The following is a 20,594-nucleotide window of genomic DNA, read 5'->3' as shown; positions in this document are numbered from 1 at the left end:
TCCGGGTGGAGGGATAATCGTGAGGCTGTCTCGTGGCAAGAGGATACTGGTGATAGTGATCGTCGCGGGACTCATCGGCGGCGCGCTGTACGCTGCCAGGGGTCTTGGGAAACGGGTCGCCGCCCCTTCCATGGTTGTCGCCAGGGGCTCCCTTCAGGTTTACGTCGAGGACACGGCAAAGGTCCAGACTGTGGACGAGCTCGTCGTGTACGCCCCGCTCGGAGGCCGCGTCGAGAGACTGCCCGCCAGGGTCGGTGATTCCCTCAAGAAGGGGCAGCCGGTGGCCTACATCACCCAGGACCAGGAGGCCATAGCAAAGGCGGGCCTCGCCAAGGCCCAGCTCAGGGTAAGCGAGGCGCGCAGGCTTGAAGAATCCTCGCGGAGCCTCTTTGAGAAGGGCGCCATATCTGAGAACGAGTACAACCAGGCCAGGGCGGAACTCAGGATGGCCGAGGACGACCTGAGGATTGCCACGACCCAGTACGGCACCGCATCGAAGCTGGGGCAGACGACCCTCGTCGCCCCCGATGACGGGATCGCGCTGGAGGTATTCGCCAAGGACCAGCAGGTGCTTTCCCCCGGCGCGCCGGTCCTGAGCATGGGTGACCTGTCGCGCCTCGAGGTGAGGGCGGAGCTCCTGACGTACGACGCCGTGGGCGTGTCGCCTGGACAGAAGGTGGCCATTTCCGGGGCCGTCCTCGGCGATAGGGTGATCGAAGGGGTTGTCAAGCAGGTCTACCCGAAGGCGATCACGCGTGTGTCCAGCCTGGGCCTCGAACAACAAAGAGTCCCGGTCATCATTTCCCTGGAGGGGGATCCGGGGCCGCTGAGACCCGGCTATGACGTGGACGTCCGGATAACGACCGGCGTCAAGGATAACGTGGTGGTATTGCCCAAGGCCTCCGTGTTCCAGAAGAGCCAGGCCAAGTGCGTATACGTCGTGGAGAGCGGCGTGGCGCGGCTGCGCCAGGTGCAGACCGGCACGGAAACCGGTGAGGCAGTCGAGATCGTCTCCGGCTTGAAAGAAGGGGATAAGGTCATCACCGATCCGCGCGGGGATGTCGCGGAGGGCGTTCGCATCATCGATCAGGCGACAGAGTGACCGTGAGGTCCCGCAGGTTCCTGAACCACAGCAGCTTCTCGGCGTAGCGAACGGTGCTGCGGCCGCTGGGGTTCGGGGCGACGAAGTCGATAGCGGGCGGCAGCACCTGGACGGTCTGCCGTCCATAGTCTACGGGGGTTGAGCGACTCAGGCCGGCGTACGCCCGGTAAATGTCCTTTCCAAGCAGGCACACTACAGGCTTGTAGAACGCGAGTATCCGTCATCCTGGCCCCACGGCGTTGGGCCTCAATGCGAACGGCAGTTCCTTACATCCCAGATCCCGCGAGATGGCCCGGCCCGTGCACAGGAGAAGGTCAGCATACCGTGCCTCGAGATCGGGCAAGGAAATGCGCTGAACAGGCGCGGTGATGCTCAAGGCAGCCACCACGTGACCGTTTACATCAAAAAGGGGGGTGCCTATGCAAACCACCCCGGAGGTGAACTCCTCCCGATCCGTAGCGTACCCGCAACGCCTGACCATCTCCAGCTCATGCTCCAGATCTGCCCGACAGGTGATCGTATTGGGCGTATACCTTTCGAGATCGCCTCCTGACAGCAGTGCCTCACGCTTCTGCAAGGGTAGGAAGGCCAGCATGGCCTTTCCTATAGAAGAGGCATGGACGGGCACACGCAGGCCGCTCGAGAAGTTGACTCCAAGTATATGCGACGATTTCTGCGTTTCCAGGCAAATGGCGGCGCCGGCATCCATCGTTGCAAGGTTGACGTCTTCTCCACAGGCTCGTTGCAGCGCCTCCATGTGGACCCTGGCTACCCTCTGCAATACGGTGAACGCCGGCCCGCCAGCCAGATAGCAGGCCCGCAGCCCTAAGTAGTAACGATTGCCCCCAACCTCTCGTGCAGCATAACCGAGCTTCTCCATTGCATTTAGAAAACGCAAGGCGGTGCTACCGTCCAAGCCAGTATGGCAGCAAATGTCCGTCAGCCTGACTCCGTTGTCCGCACCGGCCAATATCTCGAGGATTTTGATGGTACGCTCTACCGACCGCATCATGCACCACCGATTCACAATTCTATATTCTGATGAGATCAATACCTGAGTTGGATTTTAACAGATAGGAGCCGAGCAGAACATAACGTACTAATGTTGATCTACTATCGGTAAAGTCACGCATCCGTTGGGAATTGCGCACCAGCTAAAACCATGCCTCAGCCTTGCCCGAGCCTTAGCAAGTGCATCCAAAGGCGAGGTCGCCGGTTCCAGCCCCACCATGCGAGCCTCCTCACTTCCAAGCCCAGTAACGCCAATGATGGTAACGCTGCGGCTCTGTAGCAATTCTTTGATCATCAACGCAAAATAGCCCACGACATCGAAACTCCTCCGCAAAACAGCGTCTACTGCAGCCACGTCCCTTAGCTCCCCGAACCAGTAGGGGAATCCTTCTGCTCCCAGGCCCTCCCTGCACTCGGCAACCAGCACAATTACCCCGCCATCCATGACCGCCTGGCCAGCGTTGCAGATAGCCTTAGTCGCTTGATAGTAGTTGATATCTCGCGGCCACCCCCCGCAACTGACAAGGACCAACTCTGCCTGCTGACCGATGGATACCCCGAAGGTCCTGGAGACTAGCCGGCAAGCCTCATGGTGGGCATTGCGAAGCGATCCCGCAAACATATGGGCTATTCCGCCTTCTGGGGTTACTACAGAATTGACCATGAAGGCACGGGGAACCATGAGGGCTGCCTCCAACATGTCCTCGTGTACAGGATTGCCATCCAGCTTGCCGCTGACCGCGTGAGGATTCCGTCCGCAACCAGGAACGGGGTAGAGAAGCAGGCGGTGGTTCTGCTGGATGGTCTGGTGACCGCTGATACCGGGGAGGATGGACTTGCACCCTCCGCTGAATCCGGCAAAATCGTGAAACTGCACTGCACCGGTGATGATCAGCAGGTTACAGTCGATGGCTAAACGGTTAACCCATACCTCAGTGCCCCTAATGGTTCGGCCGAGCAACACAAGATCGGCCTCGTTGTGGGAATCGTGCTGAGTCGTCCGGACCCGATCTGTTACAGCCTTACCCAGTAGAGTCACCACTTCGTCCTCAGAAAGGGCACGGTGGTTGCCTCTAGCAAAAAGTATGGTAATGTTGCGATCCGGGACTCCGGAAGAGTTCAACTCATCGAGTATGACCGGCATGAAAAGGTTCGCTTGTACCACCCTCGTCGAGTCGGAGGTCAAAATAGTCACCTTATCCCCCGCTTGCACCAGTTGCGTAAGGGGAGGGCTGTCAAGCGGGTGCCGCAGCGCAGACAGAGTCGCCGATACCGGGTCTACCGTTGGCTGTCTACCCAGTTCCAGCACACCGAGGCCCCCCTCTGACTCCAGCTGAAAGTCCAGTCGACTACTACCATACGGCAGTTGTATAGACACCGTCTTCTCAATCTCCCTCCGGAGTAACGTCCCTTCCGTGAAGTCCCCGTTGGATGTCAAGCCACTATTCAATGAAACTTCAGGTATAGAACACCGGCAAACACAACTGTCATCACCATGAACGCAAGATAATCATTCACTTTCATGGGCACCTCTTCCATTTGTGTCGGCTGCGCCGGTGATCCGAACGCCCTGGATTCCAAAGCAATTTGCAGATCGTTGCCCTTGCGGAAGAGCAAAAGGATCATGGGAACGAGCACCGGCACATAAGCGCGCTTCGCTTTTTGCCATATTGTCATGGAGTCAATGTCAAAGGCTCGCAGTTTTTGAGCCTCAATAATGCTTTCCCAGATTTCGAAGATGAGGGAGGTAAAAGTCAGTGAGCTCACAAACATGAAGGTGAGCTTCGGTGGTATCTTCAAAGATTGCAGTACGGCCATTATCTTGGATGAAGAAGTGGTAACGACGAATAGCGGCAGGGCCCCAACCGCTACAAGAATGCGTACACACAGGAGGATGCCGAAGAACAACCCTTCCTGCGTAATTACGCCCAGGTCTGCTCCTCCCGGTATCTGCAGCTTACCAAAACGAATCAGGATATGAGTCCCACGGTACATGAAAGCCTGGATAAGGATCACAAAAACGAAGGTGCCCGTAAGGATCTTGAGCACGCCGTAGAACTGTTTTGGACTGATGTGGGCCACAGCCCAAAGGATGCCGGTCAGGCTAAGCCAAAGCAAGAGAGCTTTCATGTCCTGCCAGCGCGGGGCGTATGGAATCATCACGACACCCAGGGTTAGAATCACAAAGACCATCTTCGTGGCTGGATTCAATCGATGGACGAATGTGTCTCGTGGCACGTAATCAAAGGCGGTCTGCATCAATTCTGTCCCCTTCGACGATACCCGTTGTTAGTTCCAGGGCCTGCAGAAGTTCGTCCACTGTAAGGATGCCAGACGAGTCGCCGAGTCCTGTCAATTGCGAGGCCAGGGCGCAACCTACGGGGGGCACCAGATAGGTTTTTTGCAGCTCCTTTGTGCGAAAAAACACCTCGCGGGCGGGACCGTCGAGTAGCACTCCACCGTTATACATTACCACCAGGCGATCTGCATACTGAGCCAGCAACTCCATGTCGTGAGAGATCATGAGGATCGTCTGCCCTCCGCGTTCCCGCAGCTCGCGAGCAATATCCGCCAACAGGTATCTGCCGCGATGATCCTGGGCAGTGGTGGGTTCGTCCATGATCAGGACCTCGGGTCCTATCGCAAGAACTGCTGCCACTGCCAGTTTACGCCGGTCTCCGAAACTCAGCTTGAACGGAAAGGTATCGCTAGCTGCCTCCAGACCAGTGAGGCGCAGGACATCCTGCGTACGCCTCCGAGTCTCCTCTTCCGAAAGGTTGATGTTTCTAAGACCAAATCTCACCTCTTCCTCCGCCGAAATCGTAAATAGCTGGTAATCAGGGTTTTGAAGCACTAAACCAATTCGAGTGGCAATCTCGCCCACGGAAAGCGCGGAAATGTCTTCGCCGTGAAACCTGATCGTGCCCTCTGAGGGCCGCAGGAGACCCACAATAGCTTTTACCAGAGTGCTCTTGCCGGAGCCATTCTGCCCTACAATACCTACGAACTCGCCCTTCCGCACTTCAAGATTTACCCTGTCGAGAGCCTTTACGGGGGGTTCACCAGGATAATAGTAGGTTACGTTCTCAACTTCTAGCAAAAGCCCACCATTGCTGGTCAGGATATGAGGGGGAGCGAGTACCGGATTGGCTCGCAGTACTCCTTTATCCAGGAGGTTATTCACGGAACGAGCCACTCCCGGAATCGTTAACTGGCTACAAGGTTGGTCTGGTAAGTACTCGTCAACACCGCTACCAGGTTTATCGCGCAGGAAGTAGTAGAACTTGCGCAAGGGCGGAGGCTGTACGCCTACTCGCTCAAGCATGCTTACATTCCCCAGCACCTCGTCGAGAGAGCCGCAGGCCTCTACAGTACCTTGATTGAGTACCACGGCGCGGTTGGCCAGGCCCACAATTTCTTCTGTCTTATGTGTAGTCATAACGATGGTGAGCTGGACAGTCCGTCGGATGCTCTCGAGGGCTCGCACAACCTCAGCCGAGCCCAAAGGATCGAGCTGTGATGTGGGTTCGTCCAACACCAGCAGCCGCGGAAACATGGTGAGTACGCTCCCCAGGGCAGCCCGCTGTTTTTGACCACCTGAGAGGGCACGGGGCTTGCGCCTCTCCATTCCGCGAAGTCCCACGATTTCCATTACGTCCTGAACCCGTCGCTTTATCTCCTCTTTCTCCAGGCCGAGATTGGCCGGCCCGAAAGCCATTTCCATGAAGAGATCCGGCATGAACAGCTGCGCTTCCGGATCCTGCAAGACCATGGAACACCCCCTCGCAGTCTCGTACATCGGCTGCTCCCAGGGATCGGCGCCGTCCACCAGTACTTCCCCAGTTCGCCGGCCTCCGTAGATGTGTGGGATGGTGCCCGTCAGTATGTAGCAAAGGGTGGACTTGCCAGCGCCGTTGGCACCAAGTACAGCGACGAAATCCCCCAGGTGGACTTCCAAATCGATGTTGCGCAGGGCTGGAACATCCCTATCATACGCAAAGCTCAGGCCTCTAAGCATCACAACAGGCTCGTGCTCCAAAGCCCTACCACATTGACTGCCGGCGCTGGGATTCATAGATACCTGATCCCTCCCCACCCGTGAAGAGCTCGATCGGGCGAAGCTCCGCAAGGTGCGGAACTTCGCCCGGATACAACATTTACCAGAGAGCCATGTCTATCTTGGGCAACCCGCTTCGTTTCAGTGCCTCGAGAATTGGGATAGTTATCGCCGTGATGACTACCGCAAGGGTGGGTATCCACCAGGAGTACCCGATGCAGGTCGCAATGCCCAGGGCCAGGGGGAACTTCTGGAGGTACCAATATGGTCGAGTCCAAGGATTCCACCACACCCACAGCGACGCCAGATACGCGATCAGGATACCCAGGTACCGCATCCTGGCGTTATCTGAACGCGACCACTCCGGGATAAAGCGCCGACCTAGAGGGCTGGCAATAATAAGCAGGGACGGGAGCCAGTAGATGGCACTCAGGGCGGGATATACAATCGTGGCAGGCCTTTCGAAACCCGCTGCCGGGCCAGGAATGTAGTACGGAACCAACAGGCCAATGCCGCCGCCTATGGCCATTGCCAACAAGTTGAGTTTCCAGTAACGATCGTTATTCACTGTAAGGGCAGTATAGATGGCAGGCACGACTGCGGTTACGAAAACATCTACCACTCCAAGAGGGAAGGCAGCCGGAGCCAGGAACATTCCGATACCTCCCCCAACGATGGAGGACGTGATCCCACCGACAGGTCCCAGGAGCAGCGGAGCCAGGGCAGCAAACGGCACCAACAGGGGGACATAGCCCCCACCTCCTACATAGGGGAAGATCGGTACAAGCGCAGTCACGCCAGTGAGGGCGCCGAACAGAGTGATCCAGGCCACCGATGCTCCCCCTACCCGCTTTTGAGCTTCCTTGACGACCGGCTCGGCCACTTCACTGTGCCTCCTTTTTCTCTCAACTGTCTCGGGCCGAATTACTTACTGCAGGTCGATGACTCTCGCCGAAACGTTTCACTGACGGCGAATCTCCTACCGGAGCACTTCATCGGTCACCATACGGTATAAAGCGTACTCCATTTATCAACCTCCCTTTTTCAGAGGGATGCGACAGCCTGCTCGAAGATGTCCAGGGCCTTATCCAACTCGTCGTCCGCCACGATCAGCGGCGGGATGAAGCGAATAACCTGGCTGTACGTGCCTGCCGGGTAAAGGACGAGCCCTCTGTCCAGGCAACGTTGCAGCACGGACTCAACCGCTCCGGGATTCGGGGTATGTCCGTCGACAGGTTCGACCAGTTCAATCCCGATCATAAGCCCTCTGCCCCGAACGTCGCCAATAACAGTGTATTTAGCCTTCAACTTCTTAAGAAACTCCATGGCGCGGCTTCCCTGGCGCCGGGTGTTCTCAAGGAGATTCTCTTCTCTGAACACTTCGAGCGTGGCCAGAGCGGCGGCGCAGGATACCGGGTTGCCGCCAAAGGTGGTGCCGTGAGCCCCTGCTGTCCACTGAGACATCAGTTCCCTGGATGAAACGGTAGCACTCAACGGCATTCCTGAAGCGATCCCCTTGGCAATAGCCATGATGTCCGGAGTAACCCCTACTCCCTGGGCTGCAAACATCGTCCCTGTCCGGCCAAAGCCGCTCTGGACTTCGTCAAAGACCAGGAGTATGCCGTTTTCGGTGCATACCTCCCTTAGTTTCGCAAGGTACTCGGGAGGGGCCACGACGTAACCGCCCTCCCCGAGGATCGGCTCGATGATGAAGCATGAAACCTCCGACGGTTGAATGCAGTGGTCAAACAAATCCTGAACAAAATGAAAGCACTTCAGATTGCAGCTACCCTCGGTCAACCCGCATGGACAACGAAAACAGTACGGGTAGGGGATCTGGTATACCCCACCCATCAGAGGTTCATAGTGCTTTCTGTATTTGGACTTTGAAGTGGTCAACGAGGCCGCACCCATCGTTCTTCCGTGAAAACCGCCTACAAAGGAAACGATACCCGGCCGGGAAGTGACATATCTTGCCATCTTGATTGCGCCTTCGACTGCTTCTGAACCGCTGTTCAAGAAGAAGAACGAGTTCAGGCCGTCCGGAGTGACCTTCGCCAATTCCTCCGCCAGCCGCACGATCGGCTCGTAGAGCAGTACACCCATAGGCCCGTGAATAAGCCTTTCTGCCTGCTCCTTTATCGCCGCTACGACCTTTGGATGGCAGTGACCGGTATTGTTAGTGGCCATCCCTCCGCAAAAATCCATGTACGTTTCCCCGTTGGGCCCGTAAGCGTAGCAACCCTGAGCCCTTTCAATTGGGACGTTGGGCCAGTCATGCACAAGACTACCCGATATGCCCATTTCTGCCCGGTGATACCAATCAGCGCCACGTCTTGTCATGATACCCCTCCTCTTCATCCGCTACCGGATGGGGTTCAGCTGCGCGAGCACGTCATCCAGTGTCGGCTTACCTATTTCCTGGAGCTCGTATCGCACCCTCAGCACCGGCTTATCGAAGTTGGCTACTCGTCTCAAGTCGATCGGTGTCGCCGAAACCACCAAATCGTAGCCGGCAGTGTTAATAGTTGGCGATGGTGTCGCGGACGGTGGCGACTCCCTCAGGGGTGGCGGTGTCGACTTTGTTGATGATAATGACGTGGGCCATTCGGAGGTTAGTTTATCCAGGGTGATAACGCAGCTCGTGCCCGGGCCGGTGCGGGTCAACCAGGGTGATATGGATATCCGGCTTGTAGAAGGGGAAGTCGTTATTTCCACCGTCCCAGACAATCACGTCGGCCTCCCGTTCGGCCTGGCGGAGGATTGCCTCGTAGTCGACGCCGGCGTAGACGACCACTCCACGCCGCCCTACCCCTTACGAGTGCCCACGGAAATGTTTCACTTAGTGCAATTATCATTTGCGTCGAGTGATATGTTCTGCAGTCTGCGAAGTTCTCCTCCTTGACTCAAGTGCGGAATTAACGATTCCGATAACAACACCCCTTTTAAGGGAACGCATAAAAAGAGTGAGCGACCTCCTGGTCGCCCACATCCCAACCCAGATATGGCCGTTTGTCTACCTATCTAAGAAATATTTACAGGCTGTGTTTATTTCAAACAGTGGAAGATCGAGTTCGACAGCAGCCTGAACGTGTACTCGGTGTGCGCGCGGAACGCCGGCTGGAACCCTACGTAGACCACCTTGCCCTGACCGAATGAGCCGCTGACGACCGCGGGTTTGCCCGCCGCCGGCTCGCGGTTCGGCCAGAAGCCCGCGACGAAGAACTGGCCGTTGCCGTACCACGAGTCCACGGCCACACCCGGCCCCACCCCGGTGAACCACAGGGGCCGGTAAACGAACGCATAGTCATCGAGGCCGTAGTATGCGGCCACGACCCCTTCCGGCCCGTAGCGGGCGCGGACTACACCGTTGTCGTAGGCGTTACCGTAGGCGTACGTAACCGGCAGCATCGTGCCGAGGTCCCCGGTCAGGCCGTAGCGCCCGATCCCCACGTATCCCTTTCCCGACTGGACGAACGACCGCACGGCAGCGGCCGGCGCCGCGGACGACGCCACCAGCACGTCGTAAGCGCCGAGCGGGTCGGACGGCGCGATGGTCGTCACGTTGAATCCGAGGTTTCTCAGGACGAACGTGACCGCGGCGTCGCCCAGTACCGCGACCTTAGGCGTGGTGAGGGTCTTCAGACCCGGCGCCGGGCCGGGCGAGCCCTTGAACGCAATGGAGTAGCGATTCGCAAGGGAAACGAGCTCCTTGCGCAGGCCGCTCTGGTCCGCCGGAATCACGAACGTGCCTGCGGGCAGCGTCGCTTCGCCACCGGCGGGGACGGGCGCGGTGGTTATTTGCACGAGAAAGCCGCGCTTCAACAATTCATTAACGGCCTTGACGGCGTTGTTGGTACGGTTCTCGAGCACGTAAACGGGGCCGTCACCGTCCACGGCGCCCGCGGGGTAGTCCGGTTTAGACAGACCGACCAGCGAGGCGTCGAACGGGGCGGCCACGGCGGCCGCGTCGAACCCCCAAAGTTCGGGCAGGTTCCACGCGGATATGTCGTACATGTCGCTGACCTCGTAGGAGATGTCTTCGCCGTCCCAGAGCATTGTGTTGGCGAGGGCCCTCAACGGCTGATTCATGGGCACCACGAACGTGCCCGCCGGATACTGCCTGCCGCCGGCGACGAACGACTTCTTTGCCTGCTGCACCTCGATACCGTTGAAGAGAAGGTGCTCGACGGCGCGGGCCGCTTGAACCGGGTCCTTCTGGTTGGCGGGATCGGCGGGGATGACGTAGGCGTATGGGAATTGCATGTCGGGTTGCACAACGCGTTCAATCCCGCGGCGGAACACCTCTATCTGGTCGTTGAACATGGCGACCTTGTTTTCGGCGGCGAAGCGTGCGGCGGCCATGATGGCGTAGTAGTGGGCGTTCACGCCATCCTCGGTTTTCTTGGGGGTTTCAAGCGTGTGGCCGATGGAGCCGTGGTACATCGCGTACATGGGCGTGAATATCGGGGGGTAGTCGTCCCAACCCTCGCCGTAGTCGAGGTATGGTATTTCGGCCTGGAACGGGGTGTTGGCCTCCACCGAGGTCCTCATGGCCTCGGCCTGCTCGAGCGCCCACTTGATGTACAGGTCGTATTCGTAGTTGGGGTTGTGGGGGACCGTGCACGGCTCGATCAGCATTGGATTGACGAACCCGTGGAGGTCGAGGAATATCATCGGCTTCCACTTGACGATCGCCGCGGCGGTCGCCCTCGACTCCGGCTGCGACAGCGTGATGAAATCGCGGTTGCAGTCGAAACCGTTCCCGTTCGGGCGCGTGTCGATTATCCGTCCATCGGGGTTCTGCACGATGTTGATGAGGACGATCGTGTTGTCCAGGATCTTGCGGACCTCTTCGTCATCGTCGAACGCGAGGCGCCGCAGCATCCGCAGGGCCGCGTCGACTCCGGGCGTTTCTCCCCCGTGTATGCTCGCGTTGATGAATATGGGGACCTTGAAATCGTCGCCCTTTTCGAGCATTGCCTGCGCCTTATCGGGGTCCTTCAGCATCGTGTGGCGGAACGCCTGGTAGTGGCCGAGGCGTCCCAATGCGGTCGGGTCACTTACGGTGACCAGGAACATATCGCGACCCAGCGCCGAATGACCCATCACCTCCACTTTGACGCGGTTGCTCCTCGTGTCGATGTCGCGCAGAATGGCGGGCAGTTCCGAGTAGTAGGTGTAACTGGGGTACGGCCTCGTCGGCCGCTCCGTGTAGTCCGGGACCTCCTTCCAGTACGCGCCCTCTTCGTGCTCGCTGTCAATGACCTTTGCGGATACGCCCGCAGCCTGGCCGAGCACCAAGAAGAGCACGAGCAACAGGGATAACCACCTTCGCACACGCCTCTCCTCCTTGGTCCTGATGTGTGGGGCCTCCGGGGAGGCCCTATACAGGATTGTATCCGGGCCTGTCCGGAGAAACGTGTCGTTGGGGGAGGGCGCTCCCCACACGGTTATCGACATAAGGCGCGCCCCAGCGCGCTGGATGACCTGACGGCGAGCCGCGTAGGCTAATACCAGGCAGCGCGGGGAAGAGGGGCATCCGGCGTGAAGAACAGGGTTCTCTCGGTTACTCCGTACCAGGTGGGCGCGACGTACATCGGCACTGCAATGGGGGCGGGATTCGCGACCGGCCAGGAGATCCTCCAGTTCTTCTGCTACTTCGGCCCGGTGGGGACGTGGGGAGTGGCCCTCGCCACGCTGCTCCTCGGGGTTTTCGGGTATGCCGTGATGGAACTGGGCAGGCGCTCCGGCGCGCTTTCCTACCGGGACGTCCTCAATCGTTCGATGGGAGGGCTCGCCGGTCGCGCCGTCGACTACCTCATCACGTTCTTCATGTTCGGCGGCCTGGTGTCTATGGTCGCGGGATCGGGCGCGCTCATGAGCGAGCAGCTCGGCTGGCAGCCGTTCGCAGGCGCCATCCTGATGACGGTTGCGTCTGCGGTCACGGTCCTCCTGGGGTTGCGGGGGATCGTCGATTCGATGGCGTTCCTCGTGCCGCTGATGTTCGCGGCGATGGTCGTTTTCGGTGTCGTATCCGGGCTGCGGACCGGCTACTTCCTGCGGCCGGAGGTCTGGCGAAGCCCGTCCTCGGCCGTTATCCCGTCCTGGCCGTTATCGGCCGTAGTGTATGCCTCGTACAACATCGTGCTTACGGTGGCTGTGCTCTCACCGCTCGGGGCCGCGCTGGCCTCGCGCGAGGACGCGATTCGCGGGGCCACGGTCGGCGGAGCGGGGCTCGGCGCCGCGGCTGTGGCGACGTTCGTTTCGGTGAGTTCGCACCTGCCCGCGGCGGCCGCATACGGCGTCCCGATGCTGTTTGTGGCCGGGGCTATTCACCCCCTCGCGAGAGCGCTGTACGCCGTCGTGGTACTGGCCGCGATCTACACCACAGCGATATCCGCACTGTACGGGTTCGTGTCACGCCTAACGACCCCCGAGTCCCCTCGCGGCCGCCGCGCCGCGGTGCTGACCTCCACTGCCGCCGTGGCCCTGGCATCCGTGGGGTTCACCAACGTGGTACGGTTCCTGTACCCGTCCGTCGGGATCGCCGGCCTGCTCCTGATGGCCGGCCTGGCGCGTTTCCTCCTCCGATCCTGAGGTGTACAGAAGGGGTCCGCGCGAGCGGACCCCTTCTCAGAACCTATGGATAGGTCAACCCCCGCGTTACTGGCGCTTCGGATTGAGCGCCTTGATTACGAGCACGTTGAATTTCATCAGCAGGCCCTCCTCCCGCTACTCGCCCGGAGGCTCAGTCCAGCCCGAGTGACTTCCTCTTCGAGTTTACGTGCGCCTCGATCCCGTCGACGGCCGCGACCGGATCGGATTCGACGGCGAGTTTCCCACCCGTGAGCGCCTCGACGTCCCTGGTAAGTAGCCTCACCACGTCCTCGGACCCGGTGACCGGAGGGACCGGGGAGACATGGGTGTACAGTCCGAGCGCCACGGCTCCGAACGCATCGATCGTCGCCTTCTGTTCCATGTACTGGGGCGCAGTCACGGCGACGGGAAGCGCGGGCGTGTCGACACCCAGCGCGCCCGCCACAGCGCCGACGAGCATCGCCATGCGCCCGACGTCTGTGCAGGTGCCGAACGACAGCACGGGCGGTACTCCAAGCGCCTTGCACAGGCCGCGCAGCCGTTCGCCCGCCAGTTCCTGGGCCTCCATGGAGTTCAGGCCCGCCACCTGGCAGGCGGCGTTCCCGCAGCCGCCCGATATGACGAGCATGTTCCGCTTGATGAGTTCTTTCGCCACCGCGACGGTTATCTCGTCGTGGGCGCCGTTCTTGAAGGTGGTGCAGCTGACCAGCGCGACAACGCCCTTGACCGAACCGTCCTTGATAGCGCCGAGGAGCGGGTCGAGCGTCCCTCCGAGCGCCTGCAGGACCGCCTCGGTCGAAAACCCGGTGACGATCTTCCTGCGCGGGAACCCTGTCCTCGCCGGCCTGCCGCGCCGCCTGCCGAAGTTCTCGATAGCGAGGTCGATGAGCTTCTGTGCCTGAGCGTCGACCTTCTCCGGCTGATAGTCGATGTGTTTCGGGACGCCGGTGATGTTCACGAGCCTCGATACCGAGACGAGCGTGGCGCCGTACCTGTCCGCGAACTCCTTGAGCGTCTGCACCGAGCAGTTCATGTCCATGGCGAACAGGTCGACCGCGCCAGTGGCCAGGACGTACTCCTGGTTCATCCAGTTACCCGTGAGACCCACGAACACGTCGTCGCACTGGAACCGCTGCATGAGCTCCTGGCCGGTCTCGATCGAGCCCACCACGTGGATGCCCTTCGCCCCGGCCATCCGCGCCTTTTCCCGGTTTTCGGGCCTCTTCGCCACCTCTATCAGCGCCGCCCCGATGAACGGCTCGTGGCCGTTTGGCAGTATGTTCACGAACTCGGGGTCGAGCACCCCCAGGTCGACGAACGCCTCGTGAGGCGTTGGGGTGCCGAACAGTATGTCCTGGATCCACTCGAGCGGCACGAGCGCGCCGTACGTGCTGGCGATCCCGAGGCGGAGACCGGTCTTCGCTAGCGAAATCCAGTCGCCGTCGATGTTGGTCATAGACCTCGTGGTAGATTCAATCACCTCGTGCGCCGGCCCGCCCGGCAGGATCCCCAATTCCCGCCATACGTTCTTCCGTCCCTCGGGGGCGAACTTCTCGACCATCAGCGACGCCTCGTCTGAGTCCTGGTTGATCGACGCGAGGACCGTGTCCGCCACAGCCACCGCTTTGGCGGCCCTGTCCGCGCCGCCTACTCCGAGCGAGGCCGCCAGCGAGTCGAGCTTGCCCGGGTCATTGATGGTGAAAGGCGTGCGACCAAGCGCCGTTGCGCGCAGGGTCTTGGCGGCCTCCTTGCAGTGATAGGTGTACGCCGAAATGCCCATGTTGAGCTTGTGCACCAGGTTTCGCATCACGAGACCATTACCGTCGATCCCGCATACCCCGCGCTCGACCTTCCCCGGGATTATGCGGCACGGCCCGTTGCTGCACAGCTGGCAGCTCAGCCCTCTCTCGCAGAATGTCCTGCACCTGACCTTCTCCTGCTCGTCAAACCTGTCCGCGATCGGCTTCAGGCCGTCCGACCTCACGTGGTCGTGCATCGCGTTAATGGATTCGTGAACACTCACTTTGTCCAGCATACTGGCCCCTCCCTGTGAACTGGTATTATGGCTCAGCCCCCGCAAGGTCGTCCAGACGGTGGGAGGCGAGTTCCCGCGCAAGCATTTCCTGGATCCTCGAGAGCGCTTCTCTCACCTTGCACGCTTTCATGCGCGGGCAGCGCGCGCCCGCTCGCAGACAGGGATTCAGCGCTATGTCACCCTCAACCGCCGTGATGATGTCGAGAAGCGAGACCCTCGACGGCTCCTTCTTCAGGCGCAGTCCCCCATGAGGCCCCCGTTGCGCCTCGAGCAGACCCGCCTTCAGTAAGAGGCGCGCGGTCTTCTGAAGGAATGCTATGGGGATCGCATACCTGTTTGCGATTTCGTGCACGGCCAGATAGCCTTTCGTGGGTTGGAGCGACAGCTCGAGCATGATCCATACCGCGTACTCTGCCTGTCGCGTAAGCTGCATTCAGATGCCCCCATCCCCATATTGTGGAGTAATTCAGTCCACATTATAAGTACGACACCGCGTGGGGAAATCCTTCTCCGGCTCATGCGTATTCCTCTCCTACTTCAGATTCCCCGGGGTCGTTCACGAACCGGCCTCCGGAAACCACGAGGAGATCGTCGAGGTACAGGTCGGGGGAGCGTATCACCGCGTCGACATGCGCACCTGCCCATACGAGTCCCCCGAATGTCGAATTGGTGCCCAGCGCGACATGCACGCTGCCGAGTACCTTCTCGTCTTCGGGAGGCGCTCCGCGGATAGCGGCCCCGGGGTTGCAGCCAATCCCCAGTTCCGCGAGGGTCCTGGCCTCGGGGATGCCCTCCAGGATGCCGGTGAATTCGCCGGCAGCCTCGCCTTCGGCTGACACCAGCCTCCCGGAGCGGAACTTCAGCAAGAGGGGCGTTTCGAGTACCCGCCCAGGAATAGAGCCATCCACGACGATTTCGCCCTCGGCCGTGCCCTCGAGCGGCGCAACGAATGCCTCGCCGCCGGGGAGCACCCCCGCTCGTCCGCGGAGGTCGATTACCCCCGTATCTGCGTATCCCTTGCGCCCCACCACCGTCATCTCGAGGTGGGAGTCGCCGGTCACGACAGAAACCCGTTGAGCGCGGGTAAGGAGGCCCGCGAGGTGAGCCGCCAGCCGGGACACGTAGCCGTAGTCGGTCCGCATCGCCTCGCTCTCGAACCCGTCCCTCGTCACACCCGGGAGGATTGCGACCCTCGCGCCTCTCTCACAAGCCTCGCGACGGGCGCGCGTGTGCGCCACCGGCCGCGGAGTAACGCATATCACCACGTCGGAGACAGCCATGAACCCCGCGAGGACTGCGGGTGGCTCGTCCGCCCCGGGGGCCCAACCACCCGGCAACACGAGCGCCGGTTCGAGGCCTTCGCCGGCGCAGAAGGTCCAAATGTCCTTCGCGACCTCCTCGCCGCCCTGGTCGGCCACGATCGTGAGCCGTTCCCCGCCCTTCACCTTGAGGCACGCGCGGATAACCGTCGCGGCCGACTCCCGGGCGGCGTCCGACAGGGATCCGAACTCCATCGCACGTTCCTCCGCCCCGCCCGCCGCGTATGTGGCTCATGGAGCACGGGCTTCACGCTTCGACAAATGGAGGATATTTCTAGCGGTGTGTAGTAGTCACTATCATATTCATCGCCCCGGCCTGTAATGAGGCCCGCCTGTGGACTGTCACTTCTATCCCGGGGGTGCTGGTTTGAGGTCAGTGGTCCTTGTCGCCGACGATGACTCTGCAGTAAGGTTCGTAATCGAGGTCGCCCTCAAGAGGGAGGGGCTCGAGGTCATCACGGCGCAGGATGGAGCCGAATGCATGGCGGTGGCGGCGTCCGGGGCTCCAGACGCGATCCTCCTGGACCTGCGCATGCCGGTCATCGACGGTATCGAGGTGCTCAAGAGGCGCAGTACGTGGGACCCGTCGGGACGCATTCCGGTGATAGTAATCAGCGGCACTGATGACACGGCGGACTTCGACGCAATCGGCGCCGCGCCCGTCGTGGGTGTGCTTCACAAGCCTTTCGACCTTGTGGACCTCATTACGGTCGTTCTGAACGCGGTCAGGGGGTCCGCGCCGGGGGGAGCGGATGTCACCGCAGACCAGGCAGGCAACCAGACACCTTAAGCGATTCCTCTGGATCTGGGCCGCAACGGGCCTTGGCGCCGGCCTGACCCTCCTGGTTGGATTCGTGTGGATCCCGTCTACGCGGGCGTGGCGCACACCCATCAGCTTTACAGGACTGGTTTCCATAGGCCTGTTCGCCCTCTTCGCCCTCACCCGGTACTCCGTTGAGAGGACTGCCCGCAGGTTGTTGCTCGGGGCCGCATACGCCTCACTCCTGGTCGTGACGATGATTCAGGTATCGGATCAGTTGACTGACCCGATCCAGGGTGGGTACGGTAGGTCGCTATGGTTGGCGGCGTTTGTTTTCGTGAGCAGCCGCAGATCGGTCGGTGAACGAGTAATCCCGCCGTGGGTAGCGGGTATGGTCGTCACCTTTTCGATAATGCTCGGCCGCGCGTGGGCAGCGGTCGACTTCGGGGCGGTGGAGTCGTCGCTGGGCGCGCCGCTCCCGTTTACTCCAGCGATTGCCACGATCCTGTTCTTCCTGACCTCTCACGAGCACGTATCCCGGGACAGCATACTTGATACCGGACTGGCGGTCACATTCTCTTTGTACGGGTGGACGTCCGTTCTGGTCGAGGTGAACCCGTTCAAAGTCGTCGCGCCCGGCGGGGCTTTCCTGGTCAACACGTTCGGCGCGGTGTTCCTCCTGCTGTCCGCCGGATGGGACGTGATGAACCTCATGCAGGTCGAGCGCGAAGTGGCCGATTACAACAGGAGGTCGAGACTGGTCATTGACCGGATTCCGTGCGGTTTCATGCTGCTGGATGGGTCCGGTGCCGTCACGATCTACAATCCGGCCGCGGAACGCCTGCTAGGTATTCCGGCGCCGGAAATCCTCGGTCAGCGCCTCGGTGATCTTGCCGGCCGTCTACCCGCAGAGTTCGACCTCATCGGACAGGTGCTCTCTCAGGGGACGGAGTACCATGACGCCGAGATCGAGGTCCGGTGCGCGTCCGGTCCGCGGTACTGGTCTCTTACAGCAAGACCGATCGGAAAGGGCGCCGGCGCGGTCGAGGGCGCCGTCGTGGTTCTCGAGGACTTCACCGATCGGAAGCAGCTCTCCGCGAGGGTAGCGGCCGGCGAGCGACTCGCGTCGATAGGCCACCTGGCAGCCTCGGTGGCGCACGAGATAAGGAACCCCCTGGCCGCGATCAAGGGCCTTCTTCACCTTGCGGTTCCCACGGTCCCCCGCCGGATGGCCGGTTCGATCCAGGCATGCGCGGGCCTCATAGACGAGGTTGAAATGGTTGTGTCGCAGGTCCTGTCGCTGGTCCGGCCGAGGGTGCCCGTGCTCGGCCCGGTCAAGGCCGGCGGACTCATCGAGGCCGTACTCTCCGACTTTCTGGGGCGATACGCCTCGAGGGGTGTGAAGTGGACCTGCGACGCTCGTAGCCGGCCCGTGATGGTCGACGAGGAAGCGCTCCGGCAGGCCCTCGTGAACATCGTCGGGGGCGTGGCTGAGGCCCTGCCCGCGGGCGCGTCGGTCACGGTCACGGCGGACACGCTGCCTGAGCAGGAGTGGGTGGTGCTGAGGCTCGAGTTCCCGGGGATTGTAATCCCTGGTGGTGGCGTCGAAACGGTCTTCGATCCGGCGTTCACCATTAGAGGCGCGCACCTGGGGTTCGGCCTCTCGGTGGGTAAGAAGCTCCTCGAGGAATGCGGCGCGCGCGTAGAAGCGCTGGCTGCCGACAAGGGCTTTACGCTACTCATAAAGATGCCGCCGGCGCCGGGAGGGGTGGCTGACGACGTGGGCGACGATCAGACCCGGAGAGTCCCACCAGTTGATTGAGTCGCCGGGAAAAGAGAGGCGGCAGGCGGGCGGTAGTCCCGACTGGGCAGTGCTTCTGCCTGCGGCGCTGGCGATGGTAGCCGCCCTCGGTGGGCGGGCGCCGGAAGTGCACGAGGCGAACTGGTCCCTGCTCATGGAATTTGCCTCGGGTGTGCTGGCCGTGCTGATAATGGTGTTCGGCTACCTGTACTACCGTGCGGGGGGAGAGGGACCCGCGCTGCTGATGGGCATGGCCTACCTGTCACCGACCATAGCCGCGACGTTCCTGATGGTCATAGCCCCCCTCCTGTTGCTCGTCGGGGACCTCGGGGACGTCCGCATATTCTCGGGGATGACCGGCGCCCTTGCGTTCTCCATGCTCATGACTGTCGGAAGCGCGTTTGCGAGGCGGCCGCCGCGCGCTGGTCAGGGATCGCTTGTCGGGTTGACGGTCGGCGTGGCGCTGCTCTCGGCGGCGGGCTCCGCGGGCATAATGGACCTCGTGGCGCCGGGCGCCGGCATGGTTGCGGAATACCGGCTGACCGGCCCGGTCATGTCGAGCCTCGTTGCGGGGACCGGTTCGGCGGCTGTCTCGGTGCTGTGCTGGAGGGCGGGCGGGCGCCTCAATCGCAGGATTTCGATGTCGCAGGCTATAGCCGCGGTCGGAGAACTCGCGGTCGTATGGAGCGGCAAGTTCGCCCAGGCGCTCATGTGGTCGCGGGTTTCCAGGTTGATGGCCGCCATAAGCCTCCTGTACGCGATCTTCCTCGAAAGCGGCGACGTGCTGGACGAACAGAAAAGGCTGGCCAGGGAGTCCCAGGCCTACAGAGCGGCGTTTGACAGCGTCCCGATCGGAGTCTGTTCCGTGGGCAAGAACGGCCGGATAGAGACGTTCAACCGGATGCTTCAGCGCGTGTTTTCGGTTACGGAGTCCGATGTCGTGGGCAGGCGAATACACCAAGTCGTAAATGGTCTGTCGCTGGACCACGTCGGATCCCCGCCCGGTGGGGCCGCGCCGGACAGGGCCCTGACCGGGACCCCAATCGAGATTGCGGAGGGGAAGCGCATGATGTCCGGAGCGGCATACCCGCTGGTGTCGGGCGATGGCGTCGCAAGCGGCGTGGCGATCATCGTGAGGGACGTGACCGAACAGAAGCGCCTCGAGGAAGAACTCAAGCGCAGCGGCCGGCTGGCCATCGCGGGGAGTGTCGCCCAGGCCGTGTCGACGCGTCTTGCAGGGCCGCTCGACAGGATAAAGCAGGGTCTATTCTCTTGTCTCGCCGCGGCAGATGGTGAGGCGCTGGAGTACCTGCGGCTGTCGGTGCGTGAACTCGAGAGACTTGAATCGCTCATGCGCGACCTCAAGTTCCTCCAGGCCCCCGCGAACCTGGAGTTGCAGCGGGTGAGCCTCGGGGAGATAGCGCAGCAGGTGGTCGAGATCCACAGGGCGGCGATCGCGCGTAAAGGGGTGGTCGTGAACATCCGGCTTGCGCCCGGCGACGAGGCCTTCGCGGACCGGCGCCGCCTGCAGCAGGTCGTGACCAACGTCGTCAAGAACGCCCTCGAAGCGGTGAAGACGGGGGGCTCCATAGATGTTGAGACATGGGTTGACCCCCAACGCGGCAGGGTGGGCCTGAGCGTCCGGAACTCGGGCAGCAGGATACTCGGGGAGGACATCGAGAGGGTGTTCGAACCATTCTTCTCCACGAAACCGTCGGGGACGGGCCTCGGCCTGGCCGTCTGCAAGAGGATAGTGGAGGACCACAGCGGAAGGATCTCCATAGTCAACGAGGCGGCGGGGGTGCTCTGCTCCATAGAGTTGCCTTCATACAGTCCAGCACACTAGGCGGGCCGGCCGGGGCAATGGGCTGAGCCGCAGTGCGAACGGAGGGGTTCGTTTGTTTACACG

16 protein-coding genes and 1 pseudogene are annotated in these 20,594 nt (G+C 61.2%); 5 read left to right on the top strand and 12 right to left on the bottom strand.

Annotated features, from left to right (window positions below; genetic code table 11):
• Positions 1-19 precede the first annotated feature (19 nt).
• Positions 20-1,102 (top strand): efflux RND transporter periplasmic adaptor subunit, encoded by a 1,083-nt coding sequence (locus HPY55_06840; GenBank protein ID NPV70347.1) that lies wholly within the window; start codon positions 20-22, stop codon positions 1,100-1,102.
• A 220-nt stretch (positions 1,103-1,322) separates the two neighbouring features.
• On the opposite strand, the gene HPY55_06835 is transcribed toward HPY55_06840, so the two are convergent.
• The 9 genes and pseudogenes from HPY55_06835 to HPY55_06795 form a co-directional block, all read right to left on the bottom strand.
• Positions 1,323-2,111 carry an IclR family transcriptional regulator gene (locus HPY55_06835; protein NPV70346.1) on the bottom strand — a complete coding sequence of 263 codons (789 nt, stop codon included), beginning with the start codon at positions 2,109-2,111 and terminating at the stop codon, positions 1,323-1,325.
• Positions 2,112-2,201: 90 nt separating this feature from the next.
• Positions 2,202-3,491, bottom strand: coding sequence for a nickel-dependent lactate racemase (larA, locus tag HPY55_06830; GenBank protein ID NPV70345.1), 1,290 nt, complete (start codon positions 3,489-3,491; stop codon positions 2,202-2,204).
• Between the two features lie 68 nt (positions 3,492-3,559).
• Positions 3,560-4,372 carry an energy-coupling factor transporter transmembrane protein EcfT gene (locus HPY55_06825; GenBank protein NPV70344.1) on the bottom strand — a complete coding sequence of 271 codons (813 nt, stop codon included), beginning with the start codon at positions 4,370-4,372 and terminating at the stop codon, positions 3,560-3,562.
• Positions 4,356-6,152 (bottom strand): ABC transporter ATP-binding protein, encoded by a 1,797-nt coding sequence (locus tag HPY55_06820; protein ID NPV70343.1) that lies wholly within the window; start codon positions 6,150-6,152, stop codon positions 4,356-4,358. The genes HPY55_06825 and HPY55_06820 overlap by 17 nt, the downstream gene beginning before the upstream one ends.
• Positions 6,153-6,270: 118 nt before the next feature.
• On the bottom strand, positions 6,271-7,053 hold the full coding sequence (locus HPY55_06815) for a hypothetical protein (GenBank protein ID NPV70342.1): 783 nt from the start codon (positions 7,051-7,053) through the stop codon (positions 6,271-6,273).
• A gap of 161 nt (positions 7,054-7,214) precedes the next feature.
• Complete coding sequence (locus HPY55_06810; protein ID NPV70341.1) at positions 7,215-8,513, bottom strand: aspartate aminotransferase family protein; 1,299 nt, start codon at positions 8,511-8,513, stop codon at positions 7,215-7,217.
• Between the two features lie 21 nt (positions 8,514-8,534).
• A complete protein-coding gene (locus HPY55_06805) occupies positions 8,535-8,675 on the bottom strand; it encodes a hypothetical protein (protein ID NPV70340.1) in 141 nt (46 codons plus the stop codon).
• 40 nt (positions 8,676-8,715) lie between these two features.
• A pseudogene (locus tag HPY55_06800) lies at positions 8,716-8,970 on the bottom strand (GTPase).
• Positions 8,971-9,218: 248 nt separating this feature from the next.
• Entirely contained in the window at positions 9,219-11,510 is a 2,292-nt protein-coding gene (locus tag HPY55_06795) for a hypothetical protein (protein ID NPV70339.1), read from the bottom strand.
• A 207-nt stretch (positions 11,511-11,717) separates the two neighbouring features.
• Between HPY55_06795 and HPY55_06790 the strand changes: the two genes are divergently transcribed.
• On the top strand, positions 11,718-12,770 hold the full coding sequence (locus HPY55_06790) for a hypothetical protein (protein ID NPV70338.1): 1,053 nt from the start codon (positions 11,718-11,720) through the stop codon (positions 12,768-12,770).
• A 151-nt stretch (positions 12,771-12,921) separates the two neighbouring features.
• On the opposite strand, the gene cooS is transcribed toward HPY55_06790, so the two are convergent.
• The 3 genes from cooS to HPY55_06775 all read right to left on the bottom strand — a co-directional run bounded on the left by cooS (position 12,922) and on the right by HPY55_06775 (position 16,319).
• The gene (gene cooS / locus HPY55_06785) at positions 12,922-14,805 is read right to left on the bottom strand and encodes an anaerobic carbon-monoxide dehydrogenase catalytic subunit (GenBank protein NPV70337.1); all 1,884 of its coding nucleotides are present in this window, start codon (positions 14,803-14,805) and stop codon (positions 12,922-12,924) included.
• A gap of 25 nt (positions 14,806-14,830) precedes the next feature.
• On the bottom strand, positions 14,831-15,238 hold the full coding sequence (locus HPY55_06780) for an Rrf2 family transcriptional regulator (GenBank protein NPV70336.1): 408 nt from the start codon (positions 15,236-15,238) through the stop codon (positions 14,831-14,833).
• A gap of 82 nt (positions 15,239-15,320) precedes the next feature.
• Complete coding sequence (locus HPY55_06775; protein ID NPV70335.1) at positions 15,321-16,319, bottom strand: aminopeptidase; 999 nt, start codon at positions 16,317-16,319, stop codon at positions 15,321-15,323.
• Positions 16,320-16,491: 172 nt separating this feature from the next.
• On the opposite strand from HPY55_06775, the gene HPY55_06770 reads away from it, so the two are divergent.
• From HPY55_06770 to HPY55_06760, 3 genes are read left to right on the top strand one after another with little or no spacing between them, the layout of a single operon-like run.
• Positions 16,492-16,914 (top strand): response regulator, encoded by a 423-nt coding sequence (locus HPY55_06770; GenBank protein ID NPV70334.1) that lies wholly within the window; start codon positions 16,492-16,494, stop codon positions 16,912-16,914.
• Positions 16,877-18,706 carry a PAS domain-containing protein gene (locus HPY55_06765; protein ID NPV70333.1) on the top strand — a complete coding sequence of 610 codons (1,830 nt, stop codon included), beginning with the start codon at positions 16,877-16,879 and terminating at the stop codon, positions 18,704-18,706. The genes HPY55_06770 and HPY55_06765 overlap by 38 nt, the downstream gene beginning before the upstream one ends.
• The gene (locus tag HPY55_06760) at positions 18,699-20,531 is read left to right on the top strand and encodes a PAS domain S-box protein (GenBank protein NPV70332.1); all 1,833 of its coding nucleotides are present in this window, start codon (positions 18,699-18,701) and stop codon (positions 20,529-20,531) included. The genes HPY55_06765 and HPY55_06760 overlap by 8 nt, the downstream gene beginning before the upstream one ends.
• The last annotated feature ends 63 nt before the right edge of the window (positions 20,532-20,594 follow it).

The organism is Bacillota bacterium, assembly GCA_013178305.1.
In the GTDB taxonomy this organism is placed as follows: Bacteria; Bacillota; Sulfobacillia; order JABLXB01; family JABLXB01; genus JABLXB01.
Note: the sequence above shows the minus strand (reverse complement) of the source record. Positions and strands in the feature narration are given on the sequence as shown.

Excerpts from the sequence above, each read along its gene's own strand:
- HPY55_06835 (NPV70346.1), bottom strand. The coding sequence starts at position 2,111 with ATGCGGTCGGTAGAGCGTACCATCAAAATCCTCGAGATATTGGCCGGT.
- HPY55_06825 (NPV70344.1), bottom strand. The coding sequence starts at position 4,372 with ATGCAGACCGCCTTTGATTACGTGCCACGAGACACATTCGTCCATCGA.
- HPY55_06810 (NPV70341.1), bottom strand. The coding sequence starts at position 8,513 with ATGACAAGACGTGGCGCTGATTGGTATCACCGGGCAGAAATGGGCATA.
- cooS (NPV70337.1), bottom strand. The coding sequence starts at position 14,805 with ATGCTGGACAAAGTGAGTGTTCACGAATCCATTAACGCGATGCACGAC.
- HPY55_06780 (NPV70336.1), bottom strand. The coding sequence starts at position 15,238 with ATGCAGCTTACGCGACAGGCAGAGTACGCGGTATGGATCATGCTCGAG.
- HPY55_06775 (NPV70335.1), bottom strand. The coding sequence starts at position 16,319 with ATGGAGTTCGGATCCCTGTCGGACGCCGCCCGGGAGTCGGCCGCGACG.
- HPY55_06765 (NPV70333.1), top strand. The coding sequence starts at position 16,877 with ATGTCACCGCAGACCAGGCAGGCAACCAGACACCTTAAGCGATTCCTC.